The sequence below is a fragment of the Neptunomonas sp. ABH4_499 genome (assembly GCF_056160565.1).
Map to the genome: position 1 here is coordinate 108,326 of NZ_JBSWXK010000010.1, position 20,489 is coordinate 128,814.

The following is a 20,489-nucleotide window of genomic DNA, read 5'->3' on the forward strand; positions in this document are numbered from 1 at the left end:
ACTTAAAACAGCAGCGCGCCAGCCCCTGCGCCTAACACCACCAAGGCCCATACCGGCAGCCAGCGCTTGAACAGCGCTATGGTGATGATAGCGGTTAGCATCACATCAACAATACTATGGAGGCTGTTGGTCGCAATGGGGTTGATTAAGACCGAAGCCAACAGCCCCACCACAACGGCGTTAACCCCCGCCAACATGCGACGTATGCCACTTAGATGACTAATGTTGGCCCAAAACGGTAACAGGGCAAACACCATCAAAAAAGAGGGGAGAAACATCGCGATTAGGCACACCAAAGCACCGACCCAAGGCGAGGCAAACCCCGGTAATATGGCACCTAAAAACGCCGAAAAAGTGAAGATGGGCCCAGGTACCGCTTGCACCAATCCGTACCCGGCTAAAAACGCATCGGCGCTGATCATCCCTTTGGCAACTGTCTCCGTCTCAAGCATGGGCAACACCACATGTCCGCCCCCAAACACCAAACTGCCAACCCGAAAGAAGCTGTCTATGACCGTTAGTGTCTCGTTGGGCCACACACGGGCTGCGATGGGCAGGCCGATTAACCCTAATAGCAGTAATCCAATCGCGATAAAAGCGACCGTGCGTGAGAGCATAGCAGGTAACGGCTGACCGGTATTAACCCCACCTTTGAGCGCATAAAACCCAAACAGGGCGCCTGCCCAAATCACCACAAACTGCATACCAAGGCTGTAAGCAGACGGAGTGATCAAAAGTACCAAGGCACTCGCCAATGCTAAAGCACGCGTTTTGAGTGTTGGGCAAAGGCTTCGTCCCATACCGATGAGTGCATGTATCACTACCGCAACGGCCGCCAGCTTCAAACCATGCAGCACACCGGCAAACGCACCGCTGTCGCTGGCACTAAAGAGCACGGCGGCCGCTATTAAAAACAGTGCCGAGGGCAAGGTAAACCCCGCCCACGCAAGCAAGGCACCGCGAACGCCGCCTTGCATCAAACCAATCGCTAAACCCACCTGACTGCTGGCAGGGCCCGGTAAAAACTGACACAACGCGACCAACTCGGCGTACTGCGCATCGGTGAGCCACTGACGTTTTTCAACAAAGGCTTCGCGGAAAAAGGCCAAATGCGCCACTGGCCCACCAAAGGCGGTGAAACCCAGTTTCAGGAAGATAAAAAACAGTTGGGATAAGGGCGTGGCTGGATGCTCGTTAATGGATGACATGGGTACGTCTGATTCATCAATAAAAAGAACCAGAATATGACGGAAAGATGACAAACGCGTTAACGCATTGACCTCCAAACTTGAGCCCACCTTTCCACAGTGCTACATTGCAACGATTCACAAATGACAGGTCACTATGCTCTCGATACTCCATTACCTAAAACGCACTGGGCTTGCACGATTCAACGTGCTGGTTTTCGTGTGTCTGATGGTGCTGAGTGTGGTGGGTTCGGGTGTCTCCATGTCGGTGCACAGTGCACAGATGAACCCCCTGTCGGATCATGTTGCGATGATGGACAACGCATCGACCCCCTCGTGCCACGAGGCGATGGATGCAGGTGTCGATGACTCATCCAATACAGTCGATATGGACTGTTCGGCCACGCACTGTAATCATCTTGGGTATATGCTCGATTTTGATCATCTGTTCGTGGCGCTAAAAGCCCCCGCGCTGTTTGAAGACCCAGACGCCTCGCCGTCACTTCGCGCGAGCGCGCTTTTTATCCCTCCTAGACGTTCTCTGGTGTAAATCACTCGCGAGCGCGTCCTTGCCTTAATACGTTTTTGCAAAACGTGCTCACTGTTTATTGTTTACATTGATACGAGAGCACTATGAAGCGCTTATTCCAAGCGGCGTTTACCGCACGTTGCGTGGTGTGTGTAGGGGTTATGATGGCACCTGCTTTACTGCCCAATACCGCCTATGCGTCCAGCCTGACCCTTGAATCGGCCATAGAGCAGGCCAAAACCTTCGATCCATGGTTGGAGGCAAACCGCGCCAAAGAGCAAGCCGGTTGGGAGATGGCCCAAGGGGCCGATGCCCTGCCCAATGCCAAACTGACGGTGGGCTTATTGAGCCTGCCCATCGATACCTTTGATGTCCACCAAGAGGGGATGACTCAGCTGAATGTGGGGCTAAGTCAGCGATTTCCTCGGGGCGACACCTTGGCGTTGTCGAAGCAAAAGTGGGAACAAAGCGCCCAGTTGCAGCCGGCTTTACGCGCCGAACGTAACGCGAAAACCCAGTTAGAGGTCGAAAGCGTTTGGCTTTCAGCGTTGAAAGCGCAAAAGAGCATCGCTTTGATCGAGCAAAATCGCCGTTACTTTGAGCAGCTCAATGACATTGCGATCAGTAACTACAGCTACGCCTTGGGCGGTACGCAGCAACAGGATCTGATCCAAGCCAAAGTCGAGCTGATCGAGTTGGATGATCGTTTAACCGAACTCAAACGCATGCACGCCTTGGCACTGTCGAAATTAAGCGGGTTGATCACCCCTGTTGGCGAGGCACCTAGAGCCTATGATTCGGTCGCGGGCGAGCCGAGCATTCCACTCAATGAGGCGTTTGATCAGTTTCAATCCTTAGATAGCACCTTCACTGAGCACCCGTTGCTGGTTGCGAAAACCCAAGCGATCGAGGTCGCCAAAACCGATACCAAGATCGCCAAAGAAGCGTTTAAGCCAGAATGGTCGATCAACACTGGCTACGGCCTTCGTGGGACGGATGCGATGGGGCGGGACCGGGCGGATCTGCTCAGTGTAGGCGTGAGTGTGGATCTACCTTTGTTCTCCACCCAGAAACAAACGGCCGAGCTTAAGGCCTCCCACAGCGATGTTCAGTCGTTATTGGCCGAGCGGCAGTTGCTGTTGCGGGATTTAACCGCACAGTTCCACAACTTAGTCGCTGAAGTTGAGGTCATCGCGGAGCGCCGCACTCTGTATACCCAACAACTGCTGCCCGGTATCCGAAAAACAGCGGACGCCGCGACGAATGCATACCGTGTCGATAATGGCCGCTTTGCCGAGGTGGTTCAGATCCGCATTCGTGAGCTGAACGCCCAATTGACTTTGCTCTCCTTAGAGTTTGAACAAGCGCGGTTGCATGCGGCTTTGAACTACCTGATGACGACCTACACCGCCAACGAGGAGGGCACTTTATGAAAACCGTAATCACGTTAGTGGCCGGTGTCTGTATGGGCGCCTTAGGCGTGGTGGGTGCTTATCAGCTGGGCTTCATGGGCCAAAACTCAGGTTCGATGGCATCGGGGGGCGATGACGATGCGCCTCTTTACTGGGTGGCCCCGATGGACCCGAATTACCGACGCGATGCGCCGGGCAAAAGCCCGATGGGGATGGATCTGATCCCCGTGTATGCTAAGGATCAAGCTGCAGGCGATAGCCCGGGGCTAATTTCAATTGCGCCAGAGGTGGTCAATAACTTGGGTGTGAAGCGTGCCGATGTGGTGATGGGCGCACTTAAACCTGAGATTCGAAGCGTGGGGTATCTGCAATACGATCAGACCCGCATCGAACATATTCACCCTCGGGTCGAGGGGTGGATCGAGAAAAGCTACGTCAAAAGTAACGGTGATCCGGTTAAAAAAGGGGAGCCGCTCTACGATCTCTATGCCCCTGCGTTGGTGAACGCGCAAGAGGAGCTGCTGTTTGCGCTCTCGCGTGGGGAGCTGCGTTTAGTGCGCGCCGCCGAGCAGCGTTTAACCGCGTTGAATGTGCCAAGCTCGGTTATCGCATCGGTGAAGAAGAACCGAAAATCGGTGCAGACTGTTCGTTTCTACGCGCCCTTTGATGGCGTTGTGGATAACTTATCGATTCAGGATGGCTTTTACATCAAGCCCGGCATGACGCTGTTATCGATTGCCAGTTTGGATCAGGTTTGGCTCGAAGGCGAAGTGTTTGAGCGTCAGGCCAAATGGATAAAACCGGGGCAACCGGTGCAAGTCACCTTGGACTATCAACCGGGTGAGCAACGCATCGGGTTGATCGATTACGTGTACCCAACCTTGGATGCGGCCACCCGAACACTGAAAATCCGCGTGGTGCTTGAAAACCCCGATCGTGAGCTGAAACCCAACATGTTTGCGCGGATGAAGGTGATGGTCAGCGATGATCAAGAACGTACCTTGATTCCGAACGAGGCTTTGATTCGAGGCGGTCAGCAAGATCGTGTCGTGATGGCGCTTGGTGATGGGCGCTTTAAATCGGTGGCGGTTGAAGCGGGGTTACGTGATACCGAGCATACGGAGATCCTCAAAGGGCTGAAGGCGGGGGACCGCGTGGTGACCTCGGCGCAGTTCATGCTGGACTCTGAATCCAGCAAATCGTCTGATTTTGAGCGGATGATGACCGATGCCGAGAAAAAAGCCGCCAAGCCGACCTCGGTGTGGGTGGAATCGACCATCAATTCCGTGGATTTGGCCAACCAGAAGATCAATGTTGATCACGCCGCCATTGAAGCGTGGTCGTGGCCTACTATGACCATGGACTTTACGTTGGCCGAAGGGTTGGATGCCTCTGCACTTAAACAAGGCTTGGTCGCGCATCTGGAGGTTACCCGTGGTAAGGATAATCAATACGAGATTACCCAGATCCACATCCCTGAACAGCCAGAGGGTGCGGCACCTGTGCAAGCGGCTGATCTAGCTCAAGATCATTCCGCTCATCAAGGCCATGAGATGGCAGAAGAGTCTGAACAAGTAAAAGAGTCAGCATCAAGCCAAGCAATGAGTGCAGAACCGGCTAAACCCATCAATAAAGTCTGGGCTAAGGCAACGGTGTTGTCGGTAGACCCCGAAAAGCGCTCGTTAAATGCAGCGCATGAAGCGATCCCTGAGTGGTCTTGGCCGGCCATGACGATGGACTTCACGCTGGATGAGTGGGTCGAGATCGATGAGATACCGCTGAATAAGCCGGTGCACCTTGAGATCAGCAAAGAGGGGCAACGCTACCTTGTGACCGATTTCTACGCGGCGGATGAGTAAGGAGCCTTGTTATGATTGAAGCCATCATTCGTTGGTCAATCGGCAACCGCTTCTTAGTGCTGCTGATGACGGTGATCTTAATCGCCGTTGGCCTGTATTCGGTCAAAAACACGCCGGTGGATGCGATTCCAGATCTCTCCGATGTGCAGGTGATTATCAAAACCCGTTATCCCGGCCAAGCGCCCCAAGTGGTTGAGGATCAGGTCACCTACCCGCTGACAACCGCCATGCTGTCGGTGCCGGGAGCGGAAACCGTGCGCGGCTACTCCTTCTTTGGGGATTCATACGTGTATGTGATCTTCAATGAAGACACCGACATCTATTGGGCGCGCAGCCGAGTCTTGGAGTATTTAAGCCAAGTCGCCCCGTCCTTGCCCGAGAACGCGCGTCCGCAGTTGGGGCCTGATGCGACCGGTGTGGGCTGGGTGTATCTCTATGCGCTGGTGGATCGCACCGGACAGCATGATCTCTCGGAGTTACGCTCTTTGCAGGACTGGTTCTTAAAATACGAGCTGCAGACGGTGCCTGGGGTATCCGAAGTGGCGACCGTTGGCGGCATGGTGCGTCAGTATCAAGTGCAGGTGGACCCCGATAAGCTTCGCGCGCTCAACATGCCGCTCAGTCATATCCAGAACGCCATTCGCCAAGGTAACCAAGAGGTGGGGGCGTCGGTGGTCGAGATGGCCGAGGCTGAGTACATGGTGCGGGTCTCGGGTTACATCCAGTCCATCGATGATCTGAACCAAGTGCCCTTGGGCGTTCGACAAAACGGCACACCCATTCGCTTGATGGATGTGGCGGATATTTCGCTGGGGCCGCAGATGCGCCGCGGGGTTGCGGAACTAAACGGTGAGGGCGAAACGGTTGGCGGTGTGATCGTGATGCGCTTTGGCGAGAACGCTCAAACCACCATTGAAGGGGTAAAAGCGAAGCTCGAAACGCTCAAGTCCAGCCTGCCGGAAGGGGTTGAGGTGGTCAGTGTGTATGATCGCTCCACCTTGATCGATCGCGCCGTCGAAAACCTGTGGCACAAATTGTTGGAAGAGTTTGTGGTCGTGGCGCTGGTCTGCGTGGTGTTTCTGTTCCACGTGCGCTCGTCGTTGGTGGCGATCATCAGCTTGCCGGTGGGGATTTTAACGGCGTTTATCATTATGCACTGGCAAGGGATCAACGCCAACATCATGTCCCTAGGCGGTATCGCGATTGCCATCGGGGCGATGATCGACGGGGCGATCGTGATGATCGAGAACATGCACAAGCACATGGAGCGCACGCCTCTGACCGCTGAAAACCGCTGGAAGGTGGTCAGCGCGGCCGCAAGTGAAGTGGGGCCTGCCTTGTTTTTCAGCTTGCTGATCATCACCGTGAGTTTTGTGCCGGTCTTCACGCTGGAGGCACAAGAGGGGCGGATGTTTTCGCCATTGGCCTTCACCAAAACTTACGCGATGGCGGCCTCGGCGGCACTGGCCATTACCTTGGTGCCGGTGTTGATGGGCTACTTTATTCGTGGTCATGTGATGCCAGAGCACAAAAACCCGATCAACCGCGTTCTGACCGCAGGCTATATGCCCGCTTTACGGACGGTGCTACGCTTTCCGAAAACCACCTTGGCGGGGGCTTTGGTGGTATTGGCGATCGGGCTTTGGCCGTTGGATAAGTTGGGCAGTGAGTTTATTCCGGACCTTGATGAAGGGGATCTGATGTACATGCCAACAACCTATCCCGGTATCTCGATTGGTAAAGCACGCCAGCTTCTGCAGCAAACCAATAAGATCATCCGCACCCTCCCTGAGGTTGAAACGGTGTTTGGTAAGGTCGGTCGTGCGGATTCCGCCACTGATCCCGCGCCACTTACCATGATCGAAACCTTTATTCAGCTCAAACCCCAAGATCAGTGGCGCGAGGGGATGACCACCGAGAAGCTCAAGAAAGAGCTGGATGGTTTAGTGAAATTCCCAGGGCTGACCAACGCATGGGTGATGCCGATCAAAACCCGCATCGATATGTTGGCCACCGGGATTAAAACCCCTGTGGGGATCAAGATTGCAGGGCCCGACTTGAAGGTGATTCAGGAAATCGGTCTGTCACTGGAAAGCGTCTTAGCGGAAGTCGAGGGCACGGCCTCGGTCTATTCTGAGCGTGTGGCCGGTGGTCGTTACATCAAGGTGGATATTGAGCGCGATCAAGCCGCGCGCTATGGGATGAACATCGCCGATCTCCAAGCGATCATCGCCTCGGCGGTGGGCGGAATGGACGTGGCGAGCACGGTCGAGGGGCTGGAGCGCTATCCGATCAATGTTCGATACGATCAATCCTACCGCGACTCGCCAGAGCAGTTGGCGCTCTTACCGATGGTCACGCCATCCGGCCAGCGTATCGCGTTGGGGGATGTGGCATCCATCTATGTAGAAGAGGGCCCGCCGGGCTTGAAGAGCGAAAACGCTCGACTCAACGGCTGGACTTTCGTGGATATCGCTGATGTGGACATTGGCCGCTACGTCGAAGAGGCGAAAGCCGTGGTGGCGGATAAGGTGACCTTACCGCCAGGCTACTCATTGAACTGGTCGGGCCAGTACGAATACATGCTGAGAGCGAAGGAGAAGCTCAATTACGTGGTGCCGCTGACTTTACTGATCATTGTGGTGCTCTTGTATCTTAATTTCCGTAACGCCATCGAGGTACTCATCATCATGGGCACCCTGCCGTTGGCGATGGTCGGCAGCGTGTGGCTCATGTACTGGCAAGGCTTTAATTTTTCGGTGGCGGTCGGCGTTGGCTTTATTGCCTTAGCCGGTGTGGCGGTCGAGATTGGGGTCATCATGCTGGTCTACCTTAATCAAGCGTGGAAGGCGTGTGTCACAGAGTATGAAGCAGCGGGTAAAACGCTCGATCAAACTGCCCTTCGCGAGGCTGTGCTTAAAGGCGCGGGCCTTCGAGTGCGCCCTGTCATGATGACGGCCGCTGCGGTCATCATCGGATTACTGCCGATTTTGTACGGTACCGGCACCGGCTCAGAAGTGATGAGCCGTATAGCTGCCCCGATGGTCGGCGGGATGGTCAGTGCGGTTGTGCTGACGCTGCTGGTACTGCCAGCGATCTATTTTCTTTGGAAGAAGCGTACACTGAAAGCAGACGCTTCAGGTTCAGTCTAAAACAGGAAGGATATAACAATGATGGTATTGAAAAAGACCGTAGCGATTGCTGCGTTAGCGTTCTCGGGGTTTGCGTTTGCACACGGTGATATGGGCAAAACCTACCCAGCCGATGGCGCGATGATGATGGAGCCAACTGAGCACGTTGAGCTGCACTTTGAGATGCCGATGGCGCTGCTGAAACTGCGTGTGATCGACTCCTCGGGTAAGCCTGTGGCGATCGACTTTACCCGCTCTAAAGAGATGAAGGAGCATTTCAAAGTGATGATGCCAACGCTCGCGCCTGACAACTACAAGGTCGAATGGAAGGCAATGGGCGAAGATGGTCACAGCATGAGCGGCTCGTTTGGCTTTATGCAGCACTGATCTGCCCACTAAGAAGCCGCCCACTGAGGCGGCTTTTTTAAGATAGGGCGGTTAACTGTGCGGGCCAGTAATGCCGGTAAGCGCCGCGGTAGTGAGGATTACCGCGGCACCCACCAAAGCCTCGGCCAGTAACGAGCGTTGCAAAGGCACGCCGGACGCTGCGCTCAGCAATCTGGGTACCAAGCGGAATTTGTGCCACGCCCCAAAACCCAGCAGTAGAAATACACCAAAGCCTTTTAGCAGCAGTAAATTGCCGTACAGTGAGTCTACAAGGTGGTTCCAGCCGGTTAATTGATAACTGATCCACGCGCCCGCCATCACCAACAGCGCAATGGGGAGCGGGGCGACTTTGCCAAAGAGCGCAAGCGGGGCAAAGGCCTGATCGGGGCGATGGATGCGTGTAATCACCCATAATGGGTATAACGAGCCCATCCACCCTAACGCCACCACCACATGCACCGTCAGCGCAATCTGAGTGATCAAAGGTTGTTCGGCTGTGTGTCCAGAGAGTGAAAACGCGGCTCCCAATGCCACGATGCTGAGCACGCCAGCTACTTTGCCGAGGTAAGGAATGTGTCGCAGCAAGGATGGGGTGATTAAAGCCAGTCCAAACCCGATCAAGAGGATTCGAATGGCTTCACCGACGCTGTTGGTCCACAAAAGATCGATCAAAAAGGGATCTGTAAACCCCGCTAACCCTTCATCGGCCGCCTCGCCCACTCTTAGGAAAAAGTACCCCACGCCCAGCAGTAAGCCTGATACGGCGCTGACTTGAATAAAGGTGGAAAACGAGGTCTGTAGTGCTGAGCTACGATGGATAAGCCACTGACAAAACAGCCCACCGATGACGCCACTGGCGGTAGCATACATCAGCCCGTGGCCGATCCAGATGGCGGTACTCCAAAGTGCGGGGTCGATCATAAACGCCTCTACTGCTGAGCATTTTGAAGATCATTATGGCACACGCAGGGCTCCCCATGGGCGGCGGCCTGGAGGTTTTCGGCAATGCCGCACTCAGCGACGGTTTGGGAGTGATCGCAACGAGCGCGCAGCGTTTGTAACTGCTGCTCTAACGCTTTGAGCTGCTCGACGCGTTCGTGTACGGCCTCTAAGTGGTGTTCGATCAACGCATCGACCCTTTCGCAGCCCGCTTTGGGCTCGGCCAGCACGCCAAGCAGGGTTTGAGTGTCGTGCAAGGACATCTCCAGCGCTCGGCAGTGACGAATAAAGCGCAAGCGCTCTTCGTGCAGCGGGCGGTAATGTCGATAACCGTTGGCTTCCCGAGCCGGTGGCGGTAACAGCCCTTCGCGCTCGTAGTAGCGAATCGTTTCAATATCGACGCCGGTTTTCTTACTCAGCTCACCAATGCGCATAATCCCTCCTAAAAAGGTTGACCCTGTAGTGACTATAGACTGTTTAATGGGTTTCATCACTCATCATCAATCAACACTGTGTTGAAGGAGTTCTTTATGGCTGGCCATTGCTGCAGTGCCCCCAAAACTGGCATCGACGACACCCCAGCAGGGCGTCGTTACCGCAAAGCGCTGTGGGTTGCGCTGATCATCAACGCGGGGATGTTCATCATCGAGCTGTCGGCCGGGTTTGGGGCCAATTCGGTATCCCTGCTGGCCGATGCGATCGACTTTTTTGGCGATGCGGCTAACTACCTTGTTTCGCTGGTGGTCCTATCGATGGGCCTTGCATGGCGCGCCCGTGTGGCATGGCTTAAAGGCCTGACCATGGTGGTGTTCGGCGTAGGCGTGCTTGGCCATGCTGTTTGGTCGTTCTTTTATGGGCAAACGCCAGAAGCGATGGTGATGACCGGCATCGGCTTTCTAGCGCTGATCGCCAATGTGGTGGTGGCCTATATGCTGTATCGGTTTCGTAATGGGGATTCCGATATGCGCTCGGTTTGGCTGTGCAGCCGCAACGATGCGATCGGCAATGTGGCGGTGATTTTAGCAGCGCTGGGTGTGTTTGGTACCGGGGCCGCGTGGCCAGATCTGATCGTGGCCAGCATCATGGCTGTATTGGCGCTGCACAGTGGGGTATCCATCCTGCGTCATGCCAAACACGATATCCAAAGCGGAGAAAGCCAAGCAGATGCGCGCGGGCATCATCACAGCCATTAACGTCGAGCTTTGTCATATAACGGTCAAACAAGGCAGCTAAGCTTAGCCTGTTCAGTTAAAGGCGTGCTTTATCTGCAACGGTTCACACTGTTTCTCACTCAGCCCTCTTTTGGAGGGCTTTCTTTTTTATCCATCCGACAATTTTTGATGTTTGATCAGCATGGATAAGCAAAACGCGAACAGCATCACGGCTCCGCCAATCTCAAAGGAAACGGTAATCGCCTGACTGTACGCAAGCTCAATCTCGGGGCGGATACTCGTCGGTAGATTGACCACCGCATCCATGCCGGTATCTATGATTGTTTGGATATCGATATCTGGGCTGATGTGACTGATGCCATCATATAAGGTGGATTTCATCACGCCACCCGACACCGCGACACCCAACACACCGCCTAGGGAGCGGATAAACGCCATGGTCGCCGTGGCTTCGCCCATGGTGCCTTTGGGCGCGGCATTTTGAACGATCACCGTGGCGTGCGGCATGGCAACACCCATCCCCAAGCCTAGGATGGCCAGCGCACACAGGGACCAATGCGCCTCAACCTGAAAGTAGGCTAGGGTGGCGATCATACTCAGGCCGACCGCTTCTAAGGCGATGCCGCCCATCATAAAGATTTTGGGGCGATTGATCTTGGAGGAGGTATGCCCACCAAACACCGAAGTCAGCATCATAGCGATCACTTGCGGCAGTAACATGGCACCGGATTCGGCCGGGTTAAGGCCTAAAACCAGCTGAAAATACAAAGGCAAAAACACCATCGCGCTCATCATGGCAAAGCCCATGCAGCCCGCCTGCACCGATGCCTTGCAGCAGTCGAAACAGAATCAGCTGCCCCATGGACTGAGCCACCCCGCACAAAATCGACATCATCAAAAAGAGACAAATCGCACTGAGCAGCAAAGGCTTACGCCCGTACATATCGCTCAGTTTGCCAAAGATCGGCGTCGCCACGGTGGAGCTGAGCATAAAAGCCGTCACCACCCACGAAAGATGCGCAAGTCCACCCAAATCACTCGCCATCGAGGGCAAGGCCGTATTCACAATGCTCTGATCTAGCGATGCAAGCGACATGGCCAACATAAGCCCACCCAAAATCGGCATGATGCGCTTACGCTCGGTTTCGGCGTTGTGATCGGCCTCCTCGGGGTGAGTGTCAGAGGTCGTTGCAGTACTCATAGATCTCGTCCTTTTGTGGTCGGGTCATTCATAGACGATGACTGGGCGAGTTGGTTCGAAGGGAGGGGGAGTATATCAATGATTGGGAAGGGGGATGGCAGGCAAATAACCGTCTCATATTTAAGTCATTGAATAGAGAATCCATGTAAAAAGGGGATTGAATCGGATTTTCAGTTGTATAAGTGTGCTCTGTAGGTTATTTTGTGGCCGCTTTTATGGATAAAAGTACACCTACTTTTTAAACATTTATCACAACAGGGATTGTTGGATTATGTCTTCCTTTTTCCGCGTCTGGCTGAAATTCAGCCTTGTGTGTTTTATTTCGTCATTCCTTTTGGCTTGTTCGGGTTCGGGTGATGGTTCCGCCGATCAAGACGGTTCAGGCTCATCTGAAGAAACAGAAACACCCGATATTTCAGATGGCAGTTCTCCTGATGGTGATGACGAAGATACCTCTGGCGTTAGTAATCCAGACCCTTCAGTGGGACAAAGTCCAAGAATTACCCTCAATGGTGAAGAGCAAGTTACCATTTATGTTGGTTCATCCTTTGGCGAACCGGGGGCCAGCGCAAATGACCCGGAAGATGGCGATATATCTGTATCCGTAACAGGCCAAGTGGATTCATCCAAAATAGGATCTTATCAACTGACTTATACTGCTACAGACTCCGAAGGGAATACCGTGACAGTGGTACGAACCGTCACCGTTGCTCAGATTCCTGATACCGAAGCCCCCACTGTTAGCCTGATTTACCCTTCTTCTAATGTGTTATCCGAAATTTCTAGAAGTATTCTTTTACAAATTATCGATGATGTTTCGGGTGTAGACGGCAGTAGCTTATCTGTTGCACTGAACGGTGTCCCTTACGATAAAGTTTCTTTTAAAGCGGGAAATTTGGTGGTTCAACCGCAAAATGGCGTTTACTGGGAAGCTGGGATTGCTCAATTATCTATTACGGTGAAAGACCAAAGAGGCAATACTCGAAAATCGACATTCACGATTACGGTTGAACCAGAAACAACGGCTTTACCTATTGCCACACCACAGAGGGGCGTTGCTCCCTTAGACGTCTCGTTTAAGCCTTATAACGCAACCAGTACAGCCATCGAAACCTACGAATGGGACTTTGATGGCGACGGAAGCTACGATGTTTCTGAAACCGTTGGACGTAACCAAAGCTATCGATTTAATGAGCCAGGCGACTATACCGTTACTCTCAAGCTGACAGACTCAGACGGTAATGAGACGACGGGTGATGTCGTCATTACCGTAACGAATGAGCCGCCAGTTGTCAGTGCAAGTGCTACTCCTTCAAATGGACCAGCGCCCCTTGTGGTTAGCTTTAATGCAACGGCATCAGATAATGAGGGCGTCAGCAACTACGAATGGGATTTTGACGGGGATGGCCAATACGATGTATTGGGTAGCGGGCTCACAAATACACAGTTTAGTTATGAAACTGAAGGCAGTTACCAGCCAGTTATAAAGGTGACTGACACCTTAGGTGAATCAACAACTTATCAGCTTCAAGACATCGAAATCAATGTAAACCCAGAAAACTACCCGGTAGTTACGGCGAATGCGTCTCCTACATCCGGTACGGCCCCTTTGGTTGTGAGCTTCTCTGGTTATGCGAGTTCTCCAACGGGTTCGGCTTTAACTAACTGGCAATGGGATTTTGAAGGGGATGGCGTGGTTGATTTCGAATCCTCTTCTAGCGCCTCAGCATCGTTTACTTATCGAGCAGCTGGAACCTATTTTGCGAAGCTGCTGGTAACGGATGCAGAAGGTTATACGGCCTTTGATGTAGTCAAAATCGTCGTCACTCCGGTAGTGAGTATGTCGCGTACTGAAGATACGATCGATACATCCGAAGGCGATCAATCGATCATTAACAGTAATCTAAGTGCGGATACTGTAGTGAGCATCCTAATTGAGGACCGCTTTGGTAATGTGGTTCGTACATTAGCTGATAAAGAACTCCGAACCGCTGGAACGTATTCAGATGTTTGGTCCGGAGAAGATGACTCTGGCGCGCTTGCTAAAGAGGGGTTATATCGCGCCATTCTCTCTTATGTGCAAGCGGATGGTTCAGACGCTCGATTAGACCTCTCTACCTCAACAGGTGGGGGCAGCTATAACCCTTCGCGATCTAATATACCAAGTTCATTTAGCCCATTAGCGGGCGAGCCCTTAGAGATTAACTTTACACTGAGTCGTGCATCGGAAGTGACCGCTTTTATAGGTCGCTATAACGTTAATACACGCCTAGTCACCTTTATGCAGCGTCAACCACTGGGTAAAGGCGGACATACCATTACTTGGAACGGTGAAAACTCCGAGGGTGAGTTAATCCACCCGCCAGAAGGCGACAGTTTCCTATTTGGTATCTTTGGCTACTACTTAGCGGATAATGAAATTTATCTAAGAAGTGGATCGCACGTATCAGACTTATCCGTCTCGCCGACTATTTTGACGCCCGATTCTGTTGAGGGCTCTCAAAGTACCATTCGTTTTACGCTCTCTAAAGCATCCGATGTTCAGCTTTCCATTAATGATGCTGATACCGGTAGTTTGGTCTCCGTCATCAGTTATCCAAGTTTGAGTGAAGGTGAAAATCAGATCATCTGGGATGGGAAAAACCAATCTGGGGAGTATGTCGTACCGGGTCGGTATCGTTTAGGTATTAAAGCGGTCGATCAGAACGGTTTCCAATCCATCACTGAATATGCACTTCAGCAAGTTTATTACTAAGGCCTGACCATGCGATTTATCTTAATTTTATTGCTAGCGGTATCTAACCTTGCTTTGGCTAAAGATATCTCGGTACAAGACTTTGTCGATATCGAAATCAAAGTCAGAGAGATCACGCTTGATCAACTGAATGAAAAAGTCACAGGCGTCGAAACCGACCGCGATTATCGACAAGAGATTAACAGTACCTACGATGCTTATGGAACCACCTCTGGTGAGCATATTCGTTACAGTAACCAGCATCAAGAAGCGATCAAACGTTGGTACATCGAGTATCCAGAAGATAAAGACTATTTAAACGAGCTTCAAAAACGATTTGATGATTTAGTTCGCCAGATTGGGGAATAGGAATATGAACAAAATACAAGGACGTATTTTTAGAGCGCTTTTTTTAACGGTAGCTCTATTGGGTATTAGTGCTCCAAGCTTTGCGTATCACTTTCCTTGGGATCAGGGGCATGACACGACGGATTGGAATGATGGACAGCCGCCGGGACCTTGTGATGGGGACCAATGCGATCCATGTAAAAGCACAGGGTCACCTGTCTATATCCCTACTGGTCATTTTATTTGGACAGAGAGCGATATCGCTCTAGCGGGGCGTCCTTCGTTAAAGATTTCTCGTACCTACAATTCTCACGATCCTCGAACGGGTATTTTTGGTAAAGGCTGGAGTTCAAGTTGTGATCCGTCCCTGACTAAGGTCGTTGATGCAGATGGTACGGTCAGCTTCGTGCTGCGCAAAGCATCCGGTAAACGCCACGAATATAAAGCAACGGGTGCAGGTAAGTTTAAATCTAATGGGCAGCGTAACAGTGTTGCTGTCGTAGGTTCCATGCGCCGTCTGACAGATACGGCAGGAAATTATCGTGAATTCAACGCCGCGGGTTTGTTGGTTAAATCGGTCGATGCGAGCGGCGTTGGGATCAGCTATAGCTATGATGCACAAGGACGTATCCAGAAAATCAGTTCTGATGCACGTTCAATTAGTTTGGTTTATAACACCAGCGGTTTTGTGTCTAGCATCCGTGATCACTCTGGCCGAACGTGGAGCTACGATTACGATGTTTCGGGCAACTTAGTCTCCGTTACTGACCCGCTTGGTGGGGTTCGCACATTCGAGTACGTCGAGTATCAAGATTCGTCAGATGGCTTTACCTATCAGCAACTGACCAAAATTACAGACGAATCAGGGCGTGTCGTTACCGAGGTTACCTACTCTGGCAATAAAGTAACTTCCTACACGGAAGGAAGTGATCAATACACGTATACATACGATACCACCAACAAAATAACCACTAAGCGCAACCGTGACTATAAGCAATGGCGCTTTAAATACAATGACGATCAGGTCATTACCGAGAAAACTGATCCGAGCGGTAATACCGAATACTACAGCTACAATGCTGATGGAAAGCTCGTTAGCTATACCGATAAGTTAGGTCAAACGTGGCAATCCAGTTATGACGCTCAAGGTCGCAAAGTATCCTCAACACTGCCATCTTCTCGGCAGTCGCAAATGGTCTATTCCGGTGACTCACCAAAGCCCATTAAGCTTATAAGCCCATCAGGGGCAGAGTCCAAAGTCGAATATGACGATGACTTAAGACCTGTGGCCGTGATTGATGCTAAAGGTCGTCGCTCAGTTTTAGTCTACGACGAGAAAGGTAACGTACTGAAAAGCCAGTCCCCAACTGGCCTTACAAATACGTTTACCTACAACTCGATGGGGTTGGTGTTAACCGCGACAGATCCGCTGGGTAATGTAACCTCGTTTACGTACGATTCTCTAGGGCGCATGATCAGTCAAACGGATGCGGAAGGGCGCACTACTCAGTATGAGTACGATGCTCTCGATCGCCCGATTAAAACTACCAACGCTTTGGGGCAAATTTCACTCAGCGAGTACGATGCAGCTGGGCGTCCTTTGAGCTTTACTGACCCGGCTGGGAACGTTACATCTTGGCAGTACGATACTTACGGGCGATTGGATAAGGAGATTCGTCCCGATCTTCGTGAAACAGCCTACAGCTACAATCAAGCCAGTGTATTAACACAAATAGATCGATTTGACGGAAAAATCGAATCCTTCGGGTACGACACCAACTACCGAATGACCTCGCATTCTGTAGCGGGCGATACCATCAATGTGAATTACAACGCGCGTGGCGATGTTACTTCGGTTAATAATGTAATCGGTACGATCTCCTATTTATATGATGCTGATGGGCGTGTAACGGGCGAATCCCAACTGGGCTTGGGGTTAACCTACGCATATGACCAAAATGGCGCTCGCTCCTCTCTCGCGTTTATGGGCGAGGACTACCAATATCATCGCGATGTAACGGGTTCTATAACATCATTAGAAACCAGTGCCGGTACGTTTGAGTTTTCGTACGATGGTAATGGTGTAGTTTACCAGACCGCTTTACCGAATGGCTTGGCAGAGAACTACACCTTTGATGCCGCTTACAATTTAACTCGGATCGCAACCGGTAATGACGCGCTGGACTACCAGCGCGATAAGACCGGCTTAATCACACAGAAAAGCGTGAATGGCGAGTCGGTCAATTATGTTTATGACCAGATCACTCGATTAACACAAGCTGGTAGCCAGACATATAACTACGATGCTGCAGGTAACAATCTAAATGGTGGGGCGCAATACGACGCCGATACCCATCAGCTTTTAGATAACAATGGCTACACATTTGAATACGATGAATCCGGTAACTTAACCAAGCAGACCTCCGCTGATGGTACAGAGGTTAAAGAGTTTACCTACAACCATCGTAATCAGCTGACGAACTACAATGTGTATCAGAATACCATCAACGTTCAGGCGTTCTCATTCAAATACGATGCACTGGGACGCCGATATGAGAAAACCGAAGACGGTATTACTAAGCGTTATCTCTACGATGGCTCTGATATTGTCGCCATTCTTGATGGTTCTAACAGTGTTGTTTCAACCTTAGTTCATAGCAGCAGTATTGATACGCCGCTATCCATCACGACTAATGGCGATACATACTACTACCACCGTGATCATCAAGGCTCGATCATTGCCTTAACCGATGCATCGGGTACTACTGTTGAGAGTTATGAATACACCCCTTACGGTGAAACCCTTAAAACGGCTTCCGTTGAGACGGGCAATCCATACGGTTTTACCGGTCGAGAGTACGATGCCGATGACCTTTACTATTATCGTGCTCGTTACTACGCGCCTAGCCTACAGCGCTTTATAACTCAAGACCCTATCGAGCTTGCTTCGGGCGATTACAACTTCTATCGCTATGTAATGAATGATCCGGTTAACCAGACTGATTCCAGTGGGATGATTCTGGATACTATTTTAGATATTGGATACATCCTTTACGACTTATACCGCCTAGTTAAAGATAACGTCATCAATGATTGTGACAACTTAGGTGAAAATTTAGCAGCGCTTGGAGCTGATATCGCGAGCGCGTTTGTACCCTTTGCCTCTGGTGGTGGTCTAGCTGTTCGAAGTGTCAAACATGCGAAGAAGCTAAGTGGTACTTGCTGTTTTGTCGCTGGTACTCAAGTCTTAACGGAAGATGGCTATCAAGATATTGAAAGCTTGGTGGTTGGGGATGAGGTCTACTCAAAAGATACTGAGACACGTGAGGTAAGCCTTAAGCCTGTAACGAATGTATTCAAGAAATATCGACTCATTTTTGAGGTAACAGTCGAAAGTGATGATGGCCATCGAGAAGTTCTGAGGACAACAGATGATCATCCGTTCTATGTCCAAGGCAAGGGTTTTGTTCATACAACCAGCTTGGCTGCTGATCATACTATTGAGACTCAAAGTGGCCCAGATGTTCGTGTTGTATCAGTACGAAACACCGGAGAGCATGAGTATACCTATAACTTAGAAGTTGCTGACTATCATACTTATTTCGTATCTAGCTTAAAGTTATTGGTTCATAATTGTGATATTTCAAGCAATGCAGCAAGAAAACAGGTTATGAGGGAGCAAGGGATTCCAACCAGTCAACAGCCCGTTTCGCAATCTAGAAATGCTTCAGGCCATGAATACCAATATGAAGTACCAAAGCCTGGAGGGGGGACTGAAATAAAGTCAGTCCAACAACAAACTCTTGATAGGAGTCATCCTGGCCAAGGTCATTGGGAAGCTGGCACAGTAAAAACAGATCCGCTTACTGGCCAAGTTCGAATGAACGACTATGGTCGACCTAAATTGGGTAATAATAAGTCTAAGGTAGACTATGATGACTAACGTTAAGAGTAGGCGAGAATATTTAAGCAACATTGCTTCTTATTTTTTAGAGCTTGGAATGCTTACGAATAAAGCCGTAAACAAGGATGACTTGTCATCTGTTGAAAAAGTTGATGAAGTTCGGGCTGAAATATCGACTCTAGAAAATTTACCTATCGAAAAATTCAAGATAGGTTTTTCTGAAAAAGATGATGCACGGTTTGGTAGCTATATCCAAGGTTTATATGAAACTAATAATGAGCAAGTATATCTTTGGACTAGTAAAACCAATATTTGTGGTTTGTATAAAGTTGGTAGTATAAAAGATGTTAACTTTTCATTTCCTTTTGAGATTAATGATGAGGGGGTGGTAGTTTTTTTATCGGCTGATTTGAAAGATAAATTGCTTTTGGACTTTTCAATTGACCCTGCGGGCAATAAAGTGGTTCAGATAGAAGCTCAAGGACTAAATTGGCCTAAAGTTAAATACTAGGTCGAGATAATTATCCTAATTATATTTTTAAGCGTAGTGATATTGATGGTGCAGTAAAACATGAGCGAGTTTTTAGTTGATTGTTAAAAACAATAGTCTGTTATTTATATTTTTAATTACAGGATAAAATGGTTTTTAGTATATTTCGATATGACTGATAGAAAATAATTATGTCTAGATTTTTTGCATCTATAATTGTAATACTAGTAGTTGCCATTCAGTTGTCTGCCTGTAATAAGAATGATACTTACTACACATGGCAAGGCATAGGCCCAGACAAATGGGCTTCAATCTGGATGATCCATCGAGATTTAGACCCTAAAGCTCCTATTAGATTGATCCCGGTAAATGAATCTTTAGACGACTCAACGGCATTCGATATCCCTAATGCTTCGTTTTATCGTAACAGTGAATCATCGACGATTGATCAGTTAAAGCAGCATTACAACATGGATGTATCATCTGAAACGGAACAGGTTATTCAGATCATCCATGATATTGAAGTGACAGCCTGGGGGGAGCCAAGTCATCCACGCTCAGAGATTACTGAAACGGCGTTTCGAGATATGCAGCTGCACTTTGGTCGAGATCAGGTGAGCGCTGCGTGCTACATAGAGTTTTTTGATAACTTAGCTTCTGCGCTTAAAAACGATTCAACCAGTGTATCCCAAGGTGATTTTTATCAGTCACTCACTGTGAATGATGAGTGCGCCAACCAAACGATGCCGTTTGAAGAATCTGAAGAAGAAAAGCAATTAGTGGATGAGCTCCCTGTGGACGAAGTCCTTACCGCCATGCGAGAGGGCAAAAAAGTTGTCTTTGTTGATGCGCGTGAAGCGGGTGAATTTGCAGAGTTTCACATTCCTAATGCGATTAATATGCAGCTAAGAAAGGTCGATGCCTCCGTTGGTGATCAATTCAAGGATGCTGATTTGGTGGTGGCGTACTGCTTAAAAGATTTCCGTGGTTTTGAGCTTGCAAAAGCGCTAAAGCTAAAAGCAGGTATCGATCAGGCGGTGATTATGAACCCGTTTGGCATTAACGGTTGGAAAGCGGTTGGACTGCCAGTAACGGGAAGCAAAGCCCTGCCTGCAGAGGAGGCGAATTCTGCCCTTAACGGCTGTATTCAAAACCCTGCAAGCTGCGGAATCAAATCAGAGGCAAATGGATAATGC

15 protein-coding genes and 1 pseudogene are annotated in these 20,489 nt (G+C 50.4%); 11 read left to right on the forward strand and 5 right to left on the reverse strand.

All coding sequences use genetic code 11. The features are described 5' to 3' along the window. Positions 1 to 2 precede the first annotated feature (2 nt). Entirely contained in the window at positions 3 to 1,298 is a 1,296-nt protein-coding gene (gene chrA / locus ACXAF9_RS11955; RefSeq protein WP_475074407.1) for a chromate efflux transporter, read from the reverse strand. A gap of 46 nt (positions 1,299 to 1,344) precedes the next feature. Here chrA and ACXAF9_RS11960 point away from each other — a divergent pair, with 46 nt between their 5' ends. The 5 genes from ACXAF9_RS11960 (at position 1,345) to ACXAF9_RS11980 (ending at position 8,505) form a co-directional block, all read left to right on the forward strand. Next, complete coding sequence (locus ACXAF9_RS11960; RefSeq protein WP_475074409.1) at positions 1,345 to 1,737, forward strand: hypothetical protein; 393 nt, start codon at positions 1,345 to 1,347, stop codon at positions 1,735 to 1,737. A gap of 83 nt (positions 1,738 to 1,820) precedes the next feature. Then, a complete protein-coding gene (locus tag ACXAF9_RS11965) occupies positions 1,821 to 3,149 on the forward strand; it encodes a TolC family protein (RefSeq protein WP_475074411.1) in 1,329 nt (442 codons plus the stop codon). Beyond that, positions 3,146 to 4,987 carry an efflux RND transporter periplasmic adaptor subunit gene (locus ACXAF9_RS11970; RefSeq protein ID WP_475074413.1) on the forward strand — a complete coding sequence of 614 codons (1,842 nt, stop codon included), beginning with the start codon at positions 3,146 to 3,148 and terminating at the stop codon, positions 4,985 to 4,987. The genes ACXAF9_RS11965 and ACXAF9_RS11970 overlap by 4 nt, the downstream gene beginning before the upstream one ends. Before the next feature lie 11 nt (positions 4,988 to 4,998). Beyond that, positions 4,999 to 8,139, forward strand: a complete 3,141-nt coding sequence (locus ACXAF9_RS11975) for an efflux RND transporter permease subunit (protein WP_475074415.1) — start codon at positions 4,999 to 5,001, stop codon at positions 8,137 to 8,139. A gap of 18 nt (positions 8,140 to 8,157) precedes the next feature. Beyond that, complete coding sequence (locus ACXAF9_RS11980; protein WP_475074417.1) at positions 8,158 to 8,505, forward strand: copper resistance CopC family protein; 348 nt, start codon at positions 8,158 to 8,160, stop codon at positions 8,503 to 8,505. A 51-nt stretch (positions 8,506 to 8,556) separates the two neighbouring features. Here ACXAF9_RS11980 and ACXAF9_RS11985 read toward each other — a convergent pair whose 3' ends face one another. Then, positions 8,557 to 9,426, reverse strand: coding sequence for a copper resistance D family protein (locus ACXAF9_RS11985; protein WP_475074419.1), 870 nt, complete (start codon positions 9,424 to 9,426; stop codon positions 8,557 to 8,559). A gap of 8 nt (positions 9,427 to 9,434) precedes the next feature. Further along, on the reverse strand, positions 9,435 to 9,878 hold the full coding sequence (cadR, locus tag ACXAF9_RS11990; RefSeq protein ID WP_475074421.1) for a Cd(II)/Pb(II)-responsive transcriptional regulator: 444 nt from the start codon (positions 9,876 to 9,878) through the stop codon (positions 9,435 to 9,437). 96 nt (positions 9,879 to 9,974) lie between these two features. Between cadR and ACXAF9_RS11995 the strand changes: the two genes are divergently transcribed. Then, positions 9,975 to 10,637 carry a cation efflux transmembrane domain-containing protein gene (locus tag ACXAF9_RS11995; protein ID WP_475074423.1) on the forward strand — a complete coding sequence of 221 codons (663 nt, stop codon included), beginning with the start codon at positions 9,975 to 9,977 and terminating at the stop codon, positions 10,635 to 10,637. A gap of 126 nt (positions 10,638 to 10,763) precedes the next feature. On the opposite strand, the gene ACXAF9_RS12000 is transcribed toward ACXAF9_RS11995, so the two are convergent. Further along, positions 10,764 to 11,423, reverse strand: a complete 660-nt coding sequence (locus tag ACXAF9_RS12000) for an MFS transporter (protein ID WP_475074424.1) — start codon at positions 11,421 to 11,423, stop codon at positions 10,764 to 10,766. Next, positions 11,356 to 11,820: pseudogene (locus ACXAF9_RS12005) on the reverse strand (MFS transporter); the annotation flags it as partial. The gene ACXAF9_RS12000 and the pseudogene ACXAF9_RS12005, both read right to left, overlap by 68 nt. 268 nt (positions 11,821 to 12,088) lie before the next feature. On the opposite strand from ACXAF9_RS12005, the gene ACXAF9_RS12010 reads away from it, so the two are divergent. The 5 genes from ACXAF9_RS12010 (at position 12,089) to ACXAF9_RS12030 (ending at position 20,486) form a co-directional block, all read left to right on the forward strand. Then, positions 12,089 to 14,572, forward strand: coding sequence for a PKD domain-containing protein (locus tag ACXAF9_RS12010; RefSeq protein WP_475074426.1), 2,484 nt, complete (start codon positions 12,089 to 12,091; stop codon positions 14,570 to 14,572). Positions 14,573 to 14,581: 9 nt separating this feature from the next. Then, complete coding sequence (locus ACXAF9_RS12015; protein WP_475074428.1) at positions 14,582 to 14,920, forward strand: hypothetical protein; 339 nt, start codon at positions 14,582 to 14,584, stop codon at positions 14,918 to 14,920. Between the two features lie 4 nt (positions 14,921 to 14,924). Further along, positions 14,925 to 18,842: an RHS repeat-associated core domain-containing protein gene (locus ACXAF9_RS12020; RefSeq protein ID WP_475074430.1), complete on the forward strand. Its 3,918-nt coding sequence runs from the start codon at positions 14,925 to 14,927 to the stop codon at positions 18,840 to 18,842. Further along, a complete protein-coding gene (locus ACXAF9_RS12025) occupies positions 18,832 to 19,314 on the forward strand; it encodes a hypothetical protein (RefSeq protein WP_475074432.1) in 483 nt (160 codons plus the stop codon). The genes ACXAF9_RS12020 and ACXAF9_RS12025 overlap by 11 nt, the downstream gene beginning before the upstream one ends. 170 nt (positions 19,315 to 19,484) lie before the next feature. Further along, positions 19,485 to 20,486: a chromate resistance protein ChrB domain-containing protein gene (locus ACXAF9_RS12030; protein ID WP_475074434.1), complete on the forward strand. Its 1,002-nt coding sequence runs from the start codon at positions 19,485 to 19,487 to the stop codon at positions 20,484 to 20,486. Positions 20,487 to 20,489 lie beyond the last annotated feature (3 nt).

Excerpts from the sequence above, each read along its gene's own strand:
- ACXAF9_RS11960 (WP_475074409.1), top strand. The coding sequence starts at position 1,345 with ATGCTCTCGATACTCCATTACCTAAAACGCACTGGGCTTGCACGATTC.
- ACXAF9_RS11965 (WP_475074411.1), top strand. The coding sequence starts at position 1,821 with ATGAAGCGCTTATTCCAAGCGGCGTTTACCGCACGTTGCGTGGTGTGT.
- ACXAF9_RS11970 (WP_475074413.1), top strand. The coding sequence starts at position 3,146 with ATGAAAACCGTAATCACGTTAGTGGCCGGTGTCTGTATGGGCGCCTTA.
- ACXAF9_RS11975 (WP_475074415.1), top strand. The coding sequence starts at position 4,999 with ATGATTGAAGCCATCATTCGTTGGTCAATCGGCAACCGCTTCTTAGTG.
- ACXAF9_RS11980 (WP_475074417.1), top strand. The coding sequence starts at position 8,158 with ATGATGGTATTGAAAAAGACCGTAGCGATTGCTGCGTTAGCGTTCTCG.
- ACXAF9_RS11985 (WP_475074419.1), bottom strand. The coding sequence starts at position 9,426 with ATGATCGACCCCGCACTTTGGAGTACCGCCATCTGGATCGGCCACGGG.
- cadR (WP_475074421.1), bottom strand. The coding sequence starts at position 9,878 with ATGCGCATTGGTGAGCTGAGTAAGAAAACCGGCGTCGATATTGAAACG.
- ACXAF9_RS11995 (WP_475074423.1), top strand. The coding sequence starts at position 9,975 with ATGGCTGGCCATTGCTGCAGTGCCCCCAAAACTGGCATCGACGACACC.
- ACXAF9_RS12000 (WP_475074424.1), bottom strand. The coding sequence starts at position 11,423 with ATGGGCTTTGCCATGATGAGCGCGATGGTGTTTTTGCCTTTGTATTTT.
- ACXAF9_RS12010 (WP_475074426.1), top strand. The coding sequence starts at position 12,089 with ATGTCTTCCTTTTTCCGCGTCTGGCTGAAATTCAGCCTTGTGTGTTTT.
- ACXAF9_RS12015 (WP_475074428.1), top strand. The coding sequence starts at position 14,582 with ATGCGATTTATCTTAATTTTATTGCTAGCGGTATCTAACCTTGCTTTG.
- ACXAF9_RS12020 (WP_475074430.1), top strand. The coding sequence starts at position 14,925 with ATGAACAAAATACAAGGACGTATTTTTAGAGCGCTTTTTTTAACGGTA.
- ACXAF9_RS12025 (WP_475074432.1), top strand. The coding sequence starts at position 18,832 with ATGATGACTAACGTTAAGAGTAGGCGAGAATATTTAAGCAACATTGCT.
- ACXAF9_RS12030 (WP_475074434.1), top strand. The coding sequence starts at position 19,485 with ATGTCTAGATTTTTTGCATCTATAATTGTAATACTAGTAGTTGCCATT.